Origin of the sequence: Asticcacaulis sp. AC460, from assembly GCF_000495795.1 — a bacterium.
GTDB lineage: Bacteria > Pseudomonadota > Alphaproteobacteria > Caulobacterales > Caulobacteraceae > Asticcacaulis.
The window spans coordinates 50,667-68,833 of sequence record NZ_AWGD01000042.1 but is presented as its reverse complement, the minus strand read 5'-3'; the positions used below and the strand labels follow the sequence as shown (position 1 = coordinate 68,833).

The window sequence follows — 18,167 nt, the reverse complement described above, 5'->3', positions numbered from 1 at the left end:
TTTCGCCAATGGCCTTCGGCCTGGCTTGCTTGCTCGCCACCTCCCCATTGTCATGGGGAGGAGAAGGAAGGTAGCCCCAGCCTAATTCAATTTTTCAGCGGTTTGTTCGCCGCGACATAATCCATGACCTCCTGGAAGGTGGCGACCCAGATGTCCGGATGGTCCCTCAGATAGGTGACCAAGGCCTGGTGGGATTCGGCGGAGACCTTGAGATAGTCACCGCCCGTGCCGTGGAATCCCAGAACGCCCAACCCGCCTACAGCTTCGACATGCTGGACATAGGCGATCAGTTGAGCGCCGTCGGGTTCGTTGTCCGGACCGTTGGCGGGGACCCGGAACAGGTCCAGCTTCGCCGGATCGGCGATGACCGATGACCAATCGCCGCCGATGCGGACATAGGCGACCAGGCCCGAGGCCTTCAGTTCGTTGACGAAATCGACGCCGCCGGCCAGGGTCTGGGCGCACGGATAGGCCATGGTCCGACGCGTCTTGCCGTCGATGCCGAACAGGACATTGTTCATCACCCCGATCTCACGCACCATGCTTTGCGGCGTATAGGTATCGGTGGCGTAGTGGTCGTTCGTAGGCACCATGTCACGCGGGCAGGGGTGATAGACCGTGTGGTTGCCCAGTTCGTGGCCATTGGCAGCCGCCGCGCGCCAGCGCAGCATCCGGGTCGGGTTGAGGATGTGGCCGTCGAGGAAGAAGGTGCCCTTCAGGCCGGCGGCATCCAGTTGCGGCACGGCGACGTCGAGCTGCGAATCCAGGCCATCGTCATAGGTCAGTACGATGGCGGCGCGTTTGCCTTCGGGCCATGCAGCGGCCGGAAAGGCGACCAACCAGAGCAGAGCCAGGAGAACGAGCCGCTTCATGGGACTACTCCACGGTGCTGAGGTCGCGGCCCTTGGTTTCCTTCATGAAGAAGAAGGCCACGACAATGGCGATGGCGCCGGTGATCACAGGATACCACAGGCCGAAATAGATGTTGCCGGCGGCGGCGACCATGGCGAAGCTGAGGGCCGGTTGCAGGCCGCCGAACCAGCCCGTGCCGATATTGTACGGCAGGCTCATGGCAGTGTAGCGGACGCGGGTCGGGAACATCTCGACCAGGGCCGAGGCCATGGGGCCGTACAGCGCGGTACAGGCCACAGCGAAGACGCAGAGGACGGCGAACATGGCCCAGAGGTTGGCTTTTTTCGGATCGGCCTTGGCGGGGTAGCCGGCGTCGACCATGGCGGCTTTCACCTCGCCGGTCGCCTTGGCCTTGAGGGCCTTGATCTCGTCCTTGGTCAGGCCCTGGCCCGACGGCAGGACGATGTGGGCCTCGCCGATTTTGATGGTGGCCGTGGCGGTGCCGGCGGCTTCCGCCTGGTCGGTATAGGGGACGCCGAGCGCGGTGACCGTGCTCTTGGCCAGGTCGCAGGGGGTGGTGAAGTTGGCCGTGGCCATCAGGTCGAACTGGAAGGTGCATTGGGCCGGGTCGGCGGCGACGATGACGGGGGCGCGTTGCGAGGCGGCTTCCAGGTCGGGATTGCCGAACTTCATCAGGGCGTTGAAGCCCGGGAAGAAGGTGACACAGGCCAGCAGCATGCCGAAGATCATGACGGGCTTGCGGCCGACCTTGTCCGACAGGCGGGCGAAGACGATATACAGCGGCGCCGACACCAGGGTCATGCCGATGATCAGCAGGTCCTTTTGCTGGGGTTCCAGGCGGACGATGCGCTCCAGGAAGACCTGGGTGTAGAAGAAGCTGGTGTACCAGATGACGCCCTGGGCAGTCATGAAGCCGAACAGGGCGATCAGCATGCCTTTCAGGTTGTTCCAGCGGGAGAAGATTTCCGACAGGGGCGACTTGGCGATCTGGCCCTGGTCGTGCAGGGCCTTGAAGGCGGGGCTTTCGGCGGTCTTGGCGCGGATATAGACCGAGACGATCAGCAGGCCGGTCGAGATCAGGAACGGGATGCGCCAGCCCCAGTCGGCGAACTTGGCTTCGTCGCCGAGGACGGCGCGGGTGGCCATGATGACGCCGAGCGCGGCGATCAGGCCGAAGGCGGCTGAGGACTGGATCCAGCTGGTAAAGGCGCCGCGCTTGTCGGCGGGGGCGTGTTCGGCGACATAGATGGCGGCGCCGCCATATTCACCGCCCAAGGCAAAGCCTTGCACGACGCGCAGGGCGACCAGAAGGATGGGGGCGAGGGGGCCGGCCTGGGCGTAGGTTGGCAGGCAGCCGATCAGGATGGTCGCCACGCCCATGATGATGATGGTCCACAGGAAGGTGCCCTTGCGGCCCTTCTTGTCGCCGATAATGCCAAAGACGATGGCGCCGACCGGGCGGGCAATAAAGCCGACGCCGAAGGTCAGCAGGGTCAGGATGGTCCCCAGTGTGCCGGACACGCCGGCATAGAAGTTCTGGGCGATGATGGTCGTCAGGGCGCCGAAGATGAAGAAGTCGTACCATTCGAAGGTGGTGCCGGCCGCCGAGGCCGCCACGATGGTCTTGAGACCTTTTTTGGTTTCCGCGTCGTTCGCCGACATATAGTGCCCCTGTCCGTGCCCTTAAGGCTTGTTGTGTAACGATGTGACGGAAAGCCGTTCGAAAGACAAGGGGTGGCGCTGGTCAGGCGGTGATTTTGCGGTTAAGGTGGCGTTAAGATTTTGAGCTGGGCCTAGGGGTCGTATCTGGGGGTCGTATGAAGTTTCCGCAAATCACGCGTGCGCCGGAGGGTTTGACCTCCTACGCCAAGGTCAAGCGCGCCCGTCCGGTCCAGACCTTGATCACCGTCGTCGAGGCGTTGTTGAGCCTGGTCGGGGTGGCGGTGTTGATCCTGTGGGCGTGGCAGGGGTCGTTTGCCGAAGCAGGTGCCTTGGTTGACAAGGTGATCGCCTGTGGCTGGGGCTGGGTGACGGGGTTGTTGCCGAAGTAGGCGAAAAAGCAAGAAAGCAAGATACCCCTCCACCCCTTCGGGGTCCCCCTCCCCACATGTGGGGAGGAGAGGTTGCGACGACACTGACCTACTTTGCATCTGCGAAATCGCTTGAACTGGCGGCGTTGGGCTCTATAAAGCGGCCGACGAACACGGCTGGAGACGGATGATGCTGGACGCACTGCTCGCCAATAATCGCGAATGGGCTCTGAAAAAGACCCAGGTTGATCCCGAATTTTTCAAGCGTCTGGTTCGCCAGCAGACCCCGGAGTATTTCTGGATCGGTTGCGCCGATAGCCGCGTGCCGGCCAATGAAATCGTCAATCTCGATCCCGGTGAAATGTTCGTCCACCGCAATGTCGCCAACCTGGCGCCGCAGCAGGACGCCAACTACCTGTCCACCCTGCAATATGCCGTTCACGTGCTGAAGGTGAAGCATGTGCTGGTCGTCGGCCACTATGGCTGCGGTGGGGTGCGTACCGCCGTGGAATCCCAGGATCACGGGCTGATCGACCATTGGCTGGCGCCGATCCGCGAAGTGGCCCATGAGCATCGCGAAGAGCTGGAGGCCTGTCCCAGCGAGACGGTGAAGCTGGATCGCTTGTGTGAACTGAACGTTATTGCTCAGGTCCGCAATGTCGCGACCAATCCGATTACGGTAGCGGCTTGGCGGTCGGGCCAGGACCTGACCATTCACGGCTGGGTCTATTCGATCGCTGACGGCCTGGTGACGGATCAGGGGGTAAGTGTTTCTGGCCTGCCGGACCGGATGCGCATCTTCGGGATTTGACCTGATCCGCGCTTTTTGCAATCGTTACCAAGTATGGTTAACCGATCTTTACAAAAATTAACGGTCGGCCACATCGCTTTTTTATAACCTGTTGATAGGTTGTTTAACATTTCCGGGCGACAGTCCCTAAGGCGACTCATGGTTAAGAGGCGCGGTTAAGGACAAGTTCACGTGACGGCCTCTCTCGGTTTGGGTTCTGCACAATTTGGCGGTGATTACGGCATCTCGAACGCGCGGGGACGTGTGAGCGAGGATGAAGTGCGTCAAATTTTGCAGTATGCCGCCGACTGCAAGGTTTTGACGATAGATTCGTCGCACTATGACGGCGATGTCGAACGGATTCTCGGCCGCAACTGGCCGTTTCCGTCGCCGTTCAAGCCGCAGGTGCGGACTTTGCGGCTCGAAAAGGGGCTGGACTGGCTGGAGTCGCGGTTGCGCCGGTCGGTCGAGCATATGGGCCTGGTGCGGGTGCACGCGGCCCTGATCGACAATCCGGAAGATTTGATGGGCCCCCAGGGCGATGAGCTGTGGGCGCGCCTGGAAAAGCTGAAGGCTGATGGGCTGATCTCGAAGATCGGCATTTCGGCCAGTTATGACGACCAGCCTTTGTTGCTGGCCAAGCGGTTCAAGCCCGATGTGATGCAGGTGCCGGCTTCGATCCTGGATCAGCGCCTGGTGCGCGACGGGACCTTGGCAGCCTTGGCGAAGCTGGGCGTCGAGGTGCAGATCCGGTCGGTGTTCCTGCAGGGGCTGTTGTTCCTGCCGCGGGAAAAGCTGCCGGCCAATCTGATCCCGGTGGGGCCGCATTTGTCGCGGGTGCGGCGGATCATGGCCGAGTCCGGCGCGGATCCGTTGCATGCGGCTTTGAGTTTTGCGCTGAACCTAGAGGGCGTGTCGACCGTGGTGGTCGGGGTGACCTCGGCCGCGGAACTGCGGGCGATTATCGCGGCTTCGGAAAGCAAGGCGCCGCGGATCAACTGGGACGCCATGGCGCTGAACGATGAGGTTGCGCTGACGCCCGGCATGTGGTTTCAGGACTTAGGCGAGAAGACGCAACGCAGGCTGGTCCGCGTGGCGTAAGGAAAGGCCAGGGGCCGCGGGCCCCTGGACCCCGATACTCAAGAGAATAATGACCTTAATCTTTAAAAATCCAGGACTCTTGGGTCCTGGATTTTTAAAGATTGTGATGATTAACCTCCTTGGTTATGGGGTCCAGGGGTCTGCGACCCCTGGTCTTATCCTTCGTCCACGGAACCTGCCATGCCCGAACTCCCCGAAGTGGAAACCGTCCGGCGCGGGCTTGAGCCTTACCTGGACAACGCCATCCTGTCGGACGTCGAACTCCACCGTCCGAACCTGCGCTATCCTTTTCCGGACCGGTTCGCGGACCAGCTTAACGGCGCCACGGTTCTGCGGCTGGAGCGCAGGGCCAAGTACCTGCTGTTCCATCTCGATATCCAGAAGGTCTGGGTCACGCATCTGGGCATGACAGGCCGCTTCCAGGTCGAACAGCAGGCGCTGGATGGCAACTATTATCATGCGGTGGAAACCGACATCAAGCACCGGCACTTTTCCGCTACCGCTACCCGTGACGGCATCACCCGCAAACTCGAATTCTACGACCCGCGCCGGTTCGGCTTTATGCTGTTGCTGACGCCGGCGGAGTTGTATGCCACGTCATGGTATCAATCCCTCGGCGTAGAGCCCTTGTCGGATGCCCTGAGCCCGGCCTACCTGCTGGATATGGCCCGCGACCGTAAGACCAACCTCAAGGCCCTGCTGATGGCGCAGGGCGGGATTGCGGGGTTGGGCAATATCTATGTCTGCGAAGCCCTGTGGCGGGCTAGGCTGAGCCCCGACCGTCCGGCCGGGAAGATGAAGCCGAAAGAGGCCGAGGCGCTTACGGAGGCCATCAGGACCGTCCTGGAGGAGGCTGTGGCGGCCGGCGGATCGTCGATCAGCGACTTTACGGCGGCGACGGGGGAGTTGGGCCTGTTCCAGCACAGCTTCTGTGTTTACGACCGTAAGGGTCAGCCGTGCCGGCGCGAGGACGGTGGTGTGATCGAACGCAAGGTCCATCAGGGGCGGTCGACGTTCTTTTGCCCGAAGTGCCAGAAGTAAGTAAGAAACCCCACCACCGCACCTCACTCGCTCCGGCTTTCGGTCTACGACCTCAAGTCTCCACTCATTCGAGCGGTCCCCCTCCCCGACGAGCGGGGAGGAGCAAGAAAAAGCGAGTGCCGCAAAGTTTGGCGCGTTAAGAATCCACTGTTGTGCATAAATTTGTCCCGCAAAAGCGAAAACCGGTGCACAACGGATTGACCCCAATGGCGTCATCAGTTATACGCCGCGCTCTTGAAATTCTCGTTGGGGCCTAAGGCCCCGACTTATCCGCAACGTACCGTACTCAGGTGAACAATGGCCAATAACCCCGGCGCGCGCAAATCGATCCGCAAGATCGCGGCCCGTACTGAAGTCAACAAGGCGCGCCGCTCGCGCGTCCGCACCTATGTGCGCAAGTTCGAAGAAGCTCTGACCGCCGGCGACGCCGCCGTTGCCCAGACCGCTTTCGTTCAGGCCCAGTCCGAACTGATGCGCGCCGTCTCCAAGGGCGTGGTCCACAAGAATACCGGCGCACGCAAGGTGTCGCGCCTGGCCGCTCAGCTGAAGAAGCTGGCGACCGCCTAAGACCCTTTTTTCAAAGGCGTGGCCGGCATCCGGACCACGCCTTTTTGATGCTTTTTCTGTGACAAATCAAAGTCTTTGTGACGCACATGCAAATGTGCGATGCGGCGAAGCTTTGCCCTGGCATCTCACCCGGTCAGGTTGCGTCAATCACAAAAAAAGTTTTGGTAAATGTCGTACTAATTTCTCTTTGCTGGCGAACGAGTTATCGGAGTCAATCGAAATTTCGGCGCTCCCGTGCAATTCCTTGGTTGACCCCAAAGGCCAGAACGTTAATTTGTCTCTACCCGGCCAAGTCGTCCCAACACGGATGAATTGGATACAGTAAGGGTTCCACATTGTGCTGTCGCCTGGACAGTCTTACGCCGGACAATTGCTGTCTTGCGCAGATGTCAGGAGTACAGCCGGCCGATTGAAGCAGGAGCTAGGGACGCTTGCTTTCGGCTGACACGGACTTTCGGGTCCAAACGTTTATCTTTTGGTTCGCTGTCCTTCATGGAATGGCGAGAAACTTCGGGCGGTGTGTCCGGTCGAAGTGAGATAAAGACGACACCCTCTTTTCGCGTAAAAGGGGAAAGGCAGATGTTTACGTTGCGGAAACTCGTTTCCCAGGCGTGGGTGTCCGGCACAGGGCGGTCAAACGCGGTTGTGCTTTCACAAAGAGTACCGGACGCAGCGTGGCCTTGTGGTGAGGGAAGCGCTCGGTCGGGGTTTGGCGTCGCGTTTTCCGGATGTCGGTTACGGCTTTCGGTTGGGGCCAAGCTTAACGGGGGTCACATAGCCGTGCGTTTCCCCAGGGGTGTGTCAAGCCCCGGGAGAGTTGCGGTGAGGCGCCAGGAGTAGAGTGGGTAAAATGGGGCAAACGATCGGGGCGATAATAAAATGCCAAGCATGACAAGCTGGTCGCCGATCCTACCTGAGACGGTATGGTCTAAAGTAGCCGGGGTTCTCCGCAAGGAATTGGGAGAAGGTCCGTACAATTCATACGTCGCGCCGTCGGCCGTGAGACCCGGCCCTTATGGCGACCCGGTGTTGGTGACACCGACCGCCTATGCGCGCGACTGGATTTCCAAAAACGCGATCCGTCGCGCCCAGGAACTGTGGCAGCAGCACGATCCGGATGCCCGGGTGCTCGATATCCTGTGTCGCGTCGATTACGACGACCAGGTGCGCACGGGTGGTATCGTGGCGGCTTCGGTGCCGTCGGCGCCGATTGTGTCGGTTGCGGCCTCCGAGCCGGTTGTTGAGGCCATAGTGCCGGCCACCCGGATCAGCGGTCTGCAGGATCGTCTGACGTTCGACACCTTCGTGCCGGGCCGTGGCAATGAGTTTGCCTACACCATGTCGCGCCAGGTGGCGTCGTGGGCGGACGGTCACTTCAATCCGGTGTTTTTCCATGGGCCGTACGGCTATGGCAAGACGCACCTGCTGAACGCCATCGGCTGGGAAGCCCAGGCGAAGCGGCCGGATGCCCGTATCGTCTACCTGACGGCGGAAAAATTTACCTCGACCTTCGTGAAGGCGTTGATGGACAAGTCCACGGCGGCGTTCAAGGACGAGATTCGCGGCGCGGACCTGCTGTTGGTGGACGATGTCCACTTTATCGGCGGCAAGACCTCGTCGCAGGAAGAACTGTTCCACACGCTGACCTCTCTGATCGAGAACAACCGGCGTGTGGTGTTTACGGCTGACCGTCCGCCGTCGCAGCTGAACGAGATCGAGGCGCGGTTAAGGTCGCACCTGTCGTCGGGTTTGGTCTGTGCGCTGGACGTGGCGGATCAGAGCCTGCGGATGGGTATCGTCGAGCGTAAGCTGGGCCAACTGTCGCAGCGGCTGGGTACGGCCCAATGTCCGCGGGCTGAAGTTATGCAATTTCTGGCCGATCGGGTGCCAGGGTCGATCCGTGAGCTTGAAGGCGCGGTCAATACCCTGGTGGCATCCGCCGGCGCGCGTTTAGGGAGTTTGACCTTGGAAGAAGCTATGGCGCTGTTGCAGCCCAACCTGAAAGTCGCCGTTGAGCGTCGTGTCACGGTCGATGAAATTCAGAAGCTGACGGCGGACCATTTCGGGCTGAAGCAGGCCGATCTTCTGAGCGAGCGCCGGACGCGTTCGGTGGCGCGTCCGCGCCAGGTGGCGATGTGGCTGTGCAAGCAGCATACGACGCGGTCTTATCCGGACATTGGCCGGCGTTTCGGCGGCCGCGACCACACCACCGTGCTGCATGCCGTGAAGAAGGTCGAGGAGCTGCTGCAGGCGGACGATCAGATTGCCAGGGATGTGGAAGCGCTTACGCGGAAGCTGCGCAGTAACTAAAACGGGGCGTGGGGTCCGTGACCCCACAAAGCCTTCAAAATCTTTCTGCTGTCTGGCTCCCTCTTCGGGAGCCGAGCAGCAGAAAGATATTTAAAGACTTGGGGCCACAGGCCCCAAACCCCGTTTGAATTTCGTACAGAATCCTCTAAGGTCCCCGTCCCGAACTTCAGGACATACGCGATGCAATTTACCATAGAACGTGGCGCCCTGCTGAAAGCCCTTGGCCACGTACAGAACGTCGTCGAACGCCGTAACACCATCCCCATCCTGTCCAACGTCCTGTTGTCCGCGGAACGGGGTCAGGTGTCGTTCTCCGCGACCGACCTCGATATGGAAATCGTCGATACTGCCGAGGCCACGGTCAGCATCCCGGGCCAGATCACGGCGCCGGCCCATACCCTCTACGAAATCGTCCGCAAGCTGCCCGATGGCGCCGATGTCGAGCTGAAATATTCGGCTGGCGACGATCCCCGTCTGGCCGTTTCGGCGGGCCGTTCGCGTTTTGCCCTGCCGGTCCTGCCGGCCGGCGACTTCCCGATCATGTCCAGCGACCATGAAGGCGTGTCCTTCTCCATCCTGCGTGACGACCTGAAGCGCCTGATCGACAAGACCCGCTTCGCCGTCTCGACCGAGGAAACCCGCTACTACCTCAACGGCATGTACCTCCACACCCTGACCGAGGACGGCTCTAACTACCTGCGCGCCGTAGCCACCGATGGCCACCGCCTGGCCCTGGCCGAAATGCCGGCGCCTGACGGTTCTGCCGGCGGCCCGGGCGTCATCATCCCGCGCAAGACCATCGACCAGGCGCGCCGCCTGCTGGACGACGGCACCGGCTATGTCGACCTGACCATCTCGCCGGCCAAGATTCGCTTCCAGCTGGGCAATGCCTCGCTGACCTCGAAGATCATCGACGGTTCCTTCCCGGACTATGGCCGCGTCATCCCCAAGAACAACGACAAGATCATGATGATCGACACCGGCATCCTGGCCAAGGCCGTGGACCGCGTTTCGACCATCTCGGCGGAAAAGTCGCGTTCGGTGAAGATGGCGATCGAACCGGGCCGTCTGACCTTGTCGGTGCGCAATATCGAAGCCGGCCAGGCCGTTGAAGAAGCCGAGATCGACTATGATAGCGACTCGATCGATATCGGTTTCAATGCGCGCTACATCCTGGACGTTATGGGTCAAATCGGTGGCGAGCAGGTCGAACTGCGCTTTGCCGACGCGTCGTCGCCGACCCTGGTGCTCGATCCGGCCGATAATGGCGTCCAGTATGTGCTGATGCCGTTGCGTGTGTAATAACGGCGGGACCTTCCGAATTATTGGCCCACTGTCCGTAAGATACCCCTCCACCGCTTCGCGGTCCCCCTCCCCACTTCGTGGAGAGGAGAAGGGGCAATTTCCCGGCTGGCGATTAAGGGGTGGCTGATATGTCTACCCATCCCATTCAGTTTCTGTCGCTGACTGAGTTTCGTTCGTATGAACGGCTCGATTTCGGTGTGGCCGGGCGCAGCGTCTACCTCTACGGGCCCAACGGCGCCGGCAAGACCAACCTGCTTGAGGCCATCAGCGTCCTCAACCCCGGCAAGGGGCTGCGCGGGGCTGCCTACAGCGAACTGGGCCGGCGACCTACCGATGAAGCCCACGGCCGTCCCTGGGGCGTCGTCGCGCGGCTGCATGCGGGCGAAGACGAGGTCCAGCTGGCCACCGGCTCCGACCCGCGCGATCGGGCCAAGCGCACCGTCCGCATCGACCAGCAACCGGTGCCGGCAGCGCAACTGCTCGACCACCTGCGCATGATCTGGCTGACCCCCGCCCAGGACCGGTTGTTTATCGAAGCCCGCAACGATCGCTTGAAGTTTTTCGACCGCCTGGTCTATGCCGCCGATCCCGGCCATGCCGCCATCGTCGCCGCCTACGAAAAAGCCCTGCGCGAGCGGATGAAACTGCTGACCGAAGGGCCCGCCGACGAAACCTGGCTGTCGGTGCTGGAGCAGAAACTGGCCGCCAACGGTACGCGCATGATCGAAGCCCGCCAGGCCGCCCTCCAGGCGCTGCAGATCGAGATCGACGGGCACGAAAGTGCTTTCCCCAAGGCTGATCTCAGCCTGACCGGCACCTATGAGACCGGGGACTATCTCATCAAGGGTTTCCGCAATAATCGCGACCGTGATGGCGCTGCCGGGCGGTCGCTGTTTGGGCCCCACCGCATGGATCTGGCCGTCGTTCACCGTGACAAAACCCGCCCCGCCGCCGACTGTTCCACCGGCGAACAGAAGGCGCTTTTGCTCAACATCATCCTGGCGCAAGGGGCGCGTCTTTCGGCCTTCAAACCCGTGCTGCTGCTGGACGAAGTGGCGGCCCATCTCGACCCCTTGCGCCGGCACGCATTGTTTGACGAGACCCATGCTTTAGGGCTACAAACCTTCTTTACAGGAACGGATTTGAGCCTGTTCGACGGCCTTTTGGGCCGCGCCCTGGGTGTCCGCGTCGAAGCGGCGCAAATCCTTGAAATGCTTGAGTAAACTGAAAGCTTCCCATGACTGATGAACCCGAAGACATCAACACCGGACTCGACGCCAACGGTCAGTCCGAATACGGCGCTGATTCGATCAAGGTTCTGAAAGGGCTGGACGCCGTCCGAAAGCGTCCCGGCATGTATATCGGCGACACTGATGACGGCTCCGGGCTGCATCACATGGTCTATGAAGTGGTCGATAACGCCATCGACGAAGTGCTGGCCGGACACGCCACACGCGTCGAGGTCATCCTCAATGTCGATGGTTCGTGCACCGTCACGGACGACGGCCGCGGCATCCCGGTCGACATCCACGAAGGCGAGGGTGTGTCCGCTGCCGAAGTGATCATGACCGAGCTGCACGCCGGCGGGAAGTTCGACCAGAATTCGTACAAGGTCTCCGGCGGCCTCCACGGCGTCGGCGTTTCGGTCGTCAACGCCCTGTCCGACTATCTCGACCTGGTGATCTTCCGCCAGGGCAAGAAGCATTCGGTTCGGTTCGAACGCGGCGCCACGGTCAAGCCGCTGGAAGTCATCGGCGAGGCGCCCGTGCGCGAAGACGGCCGCGACTATACCGGCACCGAAGTCACCTTCTTCCCGTCGCTGGCCAAGAAGGACGCCCAGGGCATGACGCTGGACGGCACCTTCTCGTTCATCGATTTCGATCGTAAGACGCTGGAACACCGCCTGCGCGAACTGGCCTTCCTCAATTCCGGGGTCTCGATCCGCTTCGCCGACATGCGTGAGGCCGAGCCCTACGAGACCCTGCTGCATTACGACGGCGGCATCGTCGAGTTCGTCAAGCACCTGGACAAGGCCAAGACCGCCATTATCAAGGCGCCGGTCGCCGTGCGCGGCCAGCGTGAAAAGGTCGAGGTCGACCTGGCGCTGCAATGGAACGACAGCTACCACGAGACGATGTTGTGCTTCACCAACAACATTCCGCAGCGTGACGGCGGCACCCACCTGGCGGCCTTCCGCGGCGCGCTGACCCGCGTCATGACGGCCTATCTGGAAAGCTCCGGCGCGGCCAAGAAGGAAAAGGTCACCGTCACCGGCGAAGACGCCCGCGAAGGCTTGACCTGCGTGTTGTCGGTCAAGGTGCCGGATCCGAAATTCTCGTCCCAGACAAAAGACAAGCTGGTCTCGTCCGAAGTCCGTCCGGCCGTCGAAGGCCTGGTCTATGACAAGCTGACGCAATGGTTCGAGGAAAACCCCGTCGAAGCCAAGCAGATCGTCAGCAAGATCATTGAGGCCGCCTCGGCCCGCGAAGCTGCCCGCAAGGCGCGCGATCTGACGCGGCGCAAGTCGGCGCTGGATATCTCCAGCCTGCCCGGGAAGCTGGCCGACTGCCAGGAACGCGATCCGGCGCGCTCCGAACTGTTTATCGTCGAGGGTGACTCGGCCGGTGGTTCCGCCAAGCAGGGCCGTAACCGCGAAAACCAGGCCATCCTGCCCCTGCGCGGCAAGGTGTTGAACGTTGAGCGGGCGCGGTTCGACAAGATGCTGTCGTCGGAGCAGATCGGGACGCTTATCGTGGCGCTGGGGGCCGGTATCGGCCGCGACGACTTCAATATCGAGAAGCTGCGCTACCACAAGATCATCATCATGACCGACGCCGACGTCGACGGCGCGCACATCCGGACCCTGCTGCTGACCTTCTTCTACCGTCAGATGCCGGAGCTGATCGAAAAGGGTTACCTCTATATCGCCCAGCCTCCGCTGTATAAGGTCGCCAAGGGCAAGTCGTCGCGCTACCTGAAGGACGATACCGAGCTGGACGCCTATCTGATCGAGGAGGGCAATCACGATGCCTTCCTGGAGCTGCGTTCGGGTGAGCGCATCATCGGCGCCGATCTCGACGCCCAGGTCCGCGCCGCCAAGAGCTTCAAGGCCAGCGTCGATCGCCTGGCCTCGCGTGCCCCGGCCTTTGCCATCGAACAGGCGGCCCTGGCCGGGCTGTTTGGGGCAGAGCCGCATCTGGAGCAGGTGGCCCGCCGCCTCGACCGGCTGAACCAGGAAGGCGACGGCCCATGGTCGGCCGAAGCCGGTCCGGCCGGCGGCTATGTCTTCTCGCGCACCCGACGTGGCGTGACCGAAAAGATCGCCCTGGATGATGCCTTGCTGCACAGCCAGGACGCCCGCCGCCTGGGTGAGCGCGCCGAGGGGCTGACGGAGCTGTTCACCGATATTTCGATCTTCACCCGCAAGGACAAGTCGACCGATATCCGCGGTCCGCTCGACCTGGTGGCCGCGGTGCTCGATGCCGGCCGCAAGGGGTTGAGCATCCAGCGCTATAAGGGCCTGGGCGAGATGAACGCCGAGCAGCTGTGGGAAACCACGCTGGACAAGGAGGCCCGCACCCTGTTGCAGGTCAAGGTCAACCACGCCGATGAAGCCGACGAGATGTTCTCCAAGCTGATGGGCGATCTGGTCGAGCCGCGCCGCGAATTCATCCAGGAAAATGCCCTGGATGCCGAGGTGGACGCGTAAGTTCCGTGACTGAGAAGGCGCCTTTGAAGATGTACGCCGTCTTTTCGCCGGCGGCGGTGAAGGCGATGAAGGGCAATCGCGGCAAGCTGGGCGCCCAGGCCGGGCACGCATTTTTGCACGCCTGGTGGGATGCGTTGGATCGGCATCCGGAGCTGGCGGCTGCCTATCGCAAGGGGCCGCGGGCGTTCAAGATCGCACTGATGCCCAAGGACGAGGATGGCGCCGACGAGGCCTGGTTCGACCGACTGCTGGAGGCTTACCGCGACAGGACCGGCGTGACCAAGGTGATCGACGCGGGCTTTACGGTGTTCGAAGGGCCGACCCTGACCTGTATCGGCATCGGCCCGATTTCGTCGGACGATCGCGAAGAGGTGCTGGCCGGGTTACGGCCGCTGATTTAGGTCGATACCGCAAGATCGGTCGAGCGTCCTGTGGTCCTGAGCGCCTAAATGGTTGCGCCACGGAGGAAGACGATGACGGCGGCGCTTCACAATTACCATACCCGGATGCAGCGGGTGCTGGACTACATAGACCGGCATCTGGACGATGATCTGGACCTGGAAACTGTGAGCGGCGTTGCGGCCTTTTCGAAGTTCCATTTTCACCGGCAGTTTACGGCGGCCTTCGGGTTGTCGGTCCACAGCTATGTCCAGCTTGCCCGTATGAAGCGCGCTTCGCACCAACTGACCTACATGGAGGCGCAAAGCGTTACGGACATAGCTATGGATGCCGGTTACGACGCTCCGGATGCTTTCGCCCGCGCCTTTCGGCAAAGGTTCGGGCAGTCGCCGTCTGGATTCCGCAAAGCTCCCGATTGGGAGTCGTGGCATGCGGCCCTTGGGCCTCTCGACAAAGCCAGGAGCAAACTCATGCAAAAGACCTTTAGCCCCGCCGACGTGACGATTCGGGATGTGCCGGCAACACCCGTGGCGATCATGGAGCATCGCGGCGACCCGGCGACGCTGGGCGCCACCATCCAGCGCTTCATCGCCTGGCGCAAGGCCGCCGGCCTGCCGCCCAAAGACCATCCGACCTTTACGGTCTGGCGTTCTGAACGGCGTCCCGCGTCACCGGCCGATTACAGCATGGATCTGTGCGTCGGCACCGACCAGCCGATCGCGGCAAACGGCGAAACGATCAGGGCCGGTGAGATCCCAGCAGGACGCTGCGCGGTGTTGCGCGTCGTCGGCAATACCGACAACCTGGAGCCCGCCGCGCTCTACCTCTACCGCGAATGGCTTCCGGCCAGCGGTGAGGAACCACGCGATTTTCCAATCTATGGTCAGAGGCTGAGCTTCTATCCCGAGGTGCCGCAACATGAAGCGGTCGCGGACGTGTTTCTGCCGCTGAAGTAGGGGGTCGCCGCGGATTTGAAATCCGAGGCGGTTTATGATAATAATTATCATAGACCGCCTTTCTTTTCGGAGACCGTCATGCCCAGCAGCTACGCCTTAGGCACACATTTCGAAACCATGATGGAGCGTTTGATCCAGTCCGGACGCTACAATTCGAAGAGTGAAATCCTGCGCGATGGTTTGCGCATCATCGAAGAACGCGAAAGCCGCCGCGAGGTCGAGCTTGAAGAATTGCGTGCCGCCTTGCGCGCCGGTATGGAAAGCGGGCCTGGCATTCCGGCAGAAGACGTATTCGCTGAATTGAAGTCCCGCTACCGCAAGATGGCTGAGGACAAAGGCTTATGAAGTTGATCATTGCGCCTTTGGCGAGATTGGATCTTCTTGAAATCGGTGACTATATCGCCAGTGACAATATTCCTAGGGCCGAGACCTTTGTATCGGAGCTGATGGATCGTTGCGAAAGCCTGTTGAATGCGCCCTTAAGCGGACGGCCGCGATACGACCTGTTACCGGGTTTTCGATCCGTACCTTATGGCCGCTATGTGATCTTTTATACCCTGTCGGATGCAGTGGTACGTATTGAACGTATTCTCCACGGCGCCCGTAATCTCGCGGCCATATTCGACAACGACAATTAATAGCTACTGCTGGCGGTTTTTGACGTCTTCTTCGTTGGCGGTGGCGCGGTCGGCGTCGTCGAAGACCACCTTGGCCTTGCCTTCCGACTGGCCATAGCTGCGGTTCTTCTTCGCCAGGTTCTGCATGGTCGAGGTCATGCCGTCCTTGCTGACCGCCATGGTCTGACTGGCGTCGACGCCCATGGCGCCGGCGTCGGAGAACTTGGCGAACTCGGCGCCCAGGAAGACCACTTCCCAGCCACGCGCCCGCGCCCGGTCTAGAGCCGCTTTGGCGGCGCCCTGATTAAACTCGGTGCTCGAATTTTCCTCACCGTCGGTCATAATGACCAGGACCGCCTGTTTCGGATTGTCCTTTTCGGCCAGGCTGACCATGCGGCCGATGGCGTCATACAAGGGCGTCATACCGCGCGGGCTGGCCTCGGCCGAGGTCAGGTTGCGCCACTGCACCGGGTCGACATGGTTGCGCAGGACGTCGAACTGCAGCCCGCCCTGGTGGTCGAAGACGGCCAGGGTGATCGAGGTCTTCAGGCCGGCATCCTCCGGCGTTTCCTTGCCGAGATCGACGGCGTAGGCATTGACCGAGGTTAGGGCTTCGTCCCAGATCGACGACATCGAACCGGTGCGGTCGAGCAGGATATAGGTGGATACGCTCTGCGCCTTGACGGTATGGGCCCGGACAGCGGCCGGGAACAGCGCCAGCAGGAACAGCGCGGCGAGCACAAGGGTCTTACGCATGGTGGGCCTCCTCAGAAAGGCAGGAGGCGTTATCGCCCCCGCTATCACATGAGCACCCGGTTTGCGGCCGGCCTATGTTCGAATAACGGCGTTTTGGCTGTCAAGTGATGGCGGATTTATGGCGGATGGCAAAGATCAGATCTTCGCTGTCAGCTTCAGATCGCCCTTGAACAGCTGTTTCAGCAGGTCGGAATCACGCAGGGCTACGATCGGCATCTTGCCGTCGTAGAGCTCCTCCGCGATCACCCCAGCCGCTTCGCACTGGTCCAGCACATGGGTCAGCAAGGGCGCATCGTAATGACCCTTGGCGATGCCGTAGGTCTTGATACGCGTGGTGTAGTCGGGCTTGTCGGATTTACCCAGCACATGCTCGACCAGCTTCTTGCGGCCGCGCGGACCATTGAGGCGATACAGGGCCGACATCAGCATCTGCGCAGCTTCCGTGACGTCGGTCAAACGCCCGCGCGACAGGCAGTTGTCGCAGGTGCCGCAGGCGCCGCCGGCCTCCTCGCCGAAATAGCGCTTCACTGCCTGGCGGCGGCAATCCGGGCCCAGAACCGTCGCAAAGAAGTCCCGGGCCTTCTGTTTCTGGACGCTCTGGTCCGCAGCGCCCTCGTTCTCCCTCAAGGTCAGGCGGCGCACCGCCCAGCCGAGATCGCCGGGGGCATAGAAGCACACGCCCGACGCCGGCAGACCGTCACGGCCGGCGCGGCCGACCTCCTGCCAATAGGCCTCCATCGACGATGGCGGGTCGGCATGGACAACGAAGCGGACATCGGCCTTGTTGATGCCCATCCCAAACGCGATCGTCGCCACCATGATCTTGGCTTTTCCGGCCATGAAGGCCTTCAGCCGGTCTTCCCGGGTGTTGGCGGGCAGGCCAGCGTGATAGGCGGTGGCGGAAAAGCCTTCCAGGCTCAGGGCGCGGGCCAGTTTCTCGGTGCCGTCGCGCGAGCCGCAATAGATGATGCCCGAAGCGCCCTTCTGGCGTTGCAGCAGAGCGGAAATCTCTTTCAGGGCCGCGCCCTTGCGGCGCACGAAGCGCAGCGACAGGTTGGGGCGGTCGAAGCCGGCGACGACCTCGACCGGATTGTCGAGATGCAGGGCAGCACAGATATCGGCGCGGGTGACATGGTCGGCCGTGGCCGTCAGCGCCATGGCCGGCACGTCGGGGAACAGGGCCTTGACCTGGCCCAGGGCACGGTATTCCGGCCGGAAATCGTGGCCCCACTGGCTGATGCAGTGGGCTTCGTCGATGGCAACCAGATTGACCGGCAGGCGGCTCAGCTTATCGCGTACGAACGGCGAAGCCAGGGCTTCGGGTGACAGATAGAGCAGGTCCAGTTCACCCGTGCGGGCGGCGTCCCAGATATCGCCGCGCTGGGTCAGGTCCTGGGTCGAATCGAGTTTGGCCGCCTTCACCCCTCGCGCCACCAGGGCATTGACCTGGTCGCTCATCAGCGCAATCAGCGGCGAGATGACCAGACCAAATCCGGGGCGCAACAGGGCGGGTATCTGGTAGCACAGGCTCTTGCCGCCGCCGGTCGGTAGTACGGCCAGGACATCGCGTCCGGCCAGGACGGCGGAAATCACCTCCGCCTGTTTGCCGCGGAACTGTTCGTAGCCGAAGACGCGATGGAGGATTTCATTGGCGGCAGCCAGATCGGGCGCGCGTTCAAGCAGGGACATGCCCTTAACCTAGACGAGAACGCC

General features: G+C 61.7%; 17 protein-coding genes. 13 read left to right on the top strand and 4 right to left on the bottom strand.

The window, feature by feature from the left end; all coding sequences use genetic code 11:
* Nucleotides 1-86: 86 nt before the first annotated feature.
* Together ABAC460_RS46505 and ABAC460_RS46500 are read right to left on the bottom strand one after the other, a co-directional pair.
* A complete protein-coding gene (locus ABAC460_RS46505; protein ID WP_023455757.1) occupies nt 87-872 on the bottom strand; it encodes a polysaccharide deacetylase family protein in 786 nt (261 codons plus the stop codon).
* Between the two features lie 4 nt (nt 873-876).
* Nucleotides 877-2,535, bottom strand: a complete 1,659-nt coding sequence (locus ABAC460_RS46500; RefSeq protein WP_023455756.1) for an MFS transporter — start codon at nt 2,533-2,535, stop codon at nt 877-879.
* Between the two features lie 155 nt (nt 2,536-2,690).
* Here ABAC460_RS46500 and ABAC460_RS46495 point away from each other — a divergent pair, with 155 nt between their 5' ends.
* From ABAC460_RS46495 to ABAC460_RS46435, 13 genes are all read left to right on the top strand, one after another.
* Nucleotides 2,691-2,924 carry a hypothetical protein gene (locus ABAC460_RS46495; protein ID WP_023455755.1) on the top strand — a complete coding sequence of 78 codons (234 nt, stop codon included), beginning with the start codon at nt 2,691-2,693 and terminating at the stop codon, nt 2,922-2,924.
* Nucleotides 2,925-3,093: 169 nt separating this feature from the next.
* Nucleotides 3,094-3,714, top strand: coding sequence for a carbonic anhydrase (locus ABAC460_RS46490; RefSeq protein ID WP_023455754.1), 621 nt, complete (start codon nt 3,094-3,096; stop codon nt 3,712-3,714).
* 171 nt (nt 3,715-3,885) lie between these two features.
* A complete protein-coding gene (locus ABAC460_RS46485) occupies nt 3,886-4,794 on the top strand; it encodes an aldo/keto reductase (protein WP_031237525.1) in 909 nt (302 codons plus the stop codon).
* A gap of 180 nt (nt 4,795-4,974) precedes the next feature.
* Nucleotides 4,975-5,835, top strand: a complete 861-nt coding sequence (mutM, locus tag ABAC460_RS46480; protein WP_023455752.1) for a bifunctional DNA-formamidopyrimidine glycosylase/DNA-(apurinic or apyrimidinic site) lyase — start codon at nt 4,975-4,977, stop codon at nt 5,833-5,835.
* A 297-nt stretch (nt 5,836-6,132) separates the two neighbouring features.
* Nucleotides 6,133-6,402 carry a 30S ribosomal protein S20 gene (gene rpsT, locus ABAC460_RS46475; protein WP_023455751.1) on the top strand — a complete coding sequence of 90 codons (270 nt, stop codon included), beginning with the start codon at nt 6,133-6,135 and terminating at the stop codon, nt 6,400-6,402.
* A gap of 888 nt (nt 6,403-7,290) precedes the next feature.
* Entirely contained in the window at nt 7,291-8,712 is a 1,422-nt protein-coding gene (gene dnaA, locus ABAC460_RS46470) for a chromosomal replication initiator protein DnaA (protein ID WP_081716686.1), read from the top strand.
* A gap of 180 nt (nt 8,713-8,892) precedes the next feature.
* Nucleotides 8,893-10,014, top strand: coding sequence for a DNA polymerase III subunit beta (gene dnaN, locus ABAC460_RS46465; protein ID WP_023455749.1), 1,122 nt, complete (start codon nt 8,893-8,895; stop codon nt 10,012-10,014).
* A 131-nt stretch (nt 10,015-10,145) separates the two neighbouring features.
* Nucleotides 10,146-11,240, top strand: coding sequence for a DNA replication/repair protein RecF (recF, locus tag ABAC460_RS46460; RefSeq protein WP_023455748.1), 1,095 nt, complete (start codon nt 10,146-10,148; stop codon nt 11,238-11,240).
* Between the two features lie 14 nt (nt 11,241-11,254).
* Complete coding sequence (gene gyrB, locus ABAC460_RS46455) at nt 11,255-13,726, top strand: DNA topoisomerase (ATP-hydrolyzing) subunit B (protein WP_023455747.1); 2,472 nt, start codon at nt 11,255-11,257, stop codon at nt 13,724-13,726.
* Between the two features lie 29 nt (nt 13,727-13,755).
* On the top strand, nt 13,756-14,127 hold the full coding sequence (locus ABAC460_RS46450; RefSeq protein WP_023455746.1) for a peptidyl-tRNA hydrolase: 372 nt from the start codon (nt 13,756-13,758) through the stop codon (nt 14,125-14,127).
* 72 nt (nt 14,128-14,199) lie between these two features.
* A complete protein-coding gene (locus tag ABAC460_RS46445; protein WP_023455745.1) occupies nt 14,200-15,081 on the top strand; it encodes an AraC family transcriptional regulator in 882 nt (293 codons plus the stop codon).
* Between the two features lie 78 nt (nt 15,082-15,159).
* The gene (locus ABAC460_RS46440) at nt 15,160-15,426 is read left to right on the top strand and encodes a type II toxin-antitoxin system ParD family antitoxin (protein ID WP_023455744.1); all 267 of its coding nucleotides are present in this window, start codon (nt 15,160-15,162) and stop codon (nt 15,424-15,426) included.
* Nucleotides 15,423-15,719 (top strand): type II toxin-antitoxin system RelE/ParE family toxin, encoded by a 297-nt coding sequence (locus ABAC460_RS46435; protein ID WP_023455743.1) that lies wholly within the window; start codon nt 15,423-15,425, stop codon nt 15,717-15,719. The genes ABAC460_RS46440 and ABAC460_RS46435 overlap by 4 nt, the downstream gene beginning before the upstream one ends.
* A 3-nt stretch (nt 15,720-15,722) precedes the next feature.
* On the opposite strand, the gene ABAC460_RS46430 is transcribed toward ABAC460_RS46435, so the two are convergent.
* Both ABAC460_RS46430 and ABAC460_RS46425 read right to left on the bottom strand, forming a co-directional pair.
* A complete protein-coding gene (locus ABAC460_RS46430) occupies nt 15,723-16,454 on the bottom strand; it encodes a vWA domain-containing protein (RefSeq protein WP_023455742.1) in 732 nt (243 codons plus the stop codon).
* Between the two features lie 135 nt (nt 16,455-16,589).
* A complete protein-coding gene (locus ABAC460_RS46425) occupies nt 16,590-18,143 on the bottom strand; it encodes a RecQ family ATP-dependent DNA helicase (RefSeq protein ID WP_023455741.1) in 1,554 nt (517 codons plus the stop codon).
* Between the last annotated feature and the right edge of the window lie 24 nt (nt 18,144-18,167).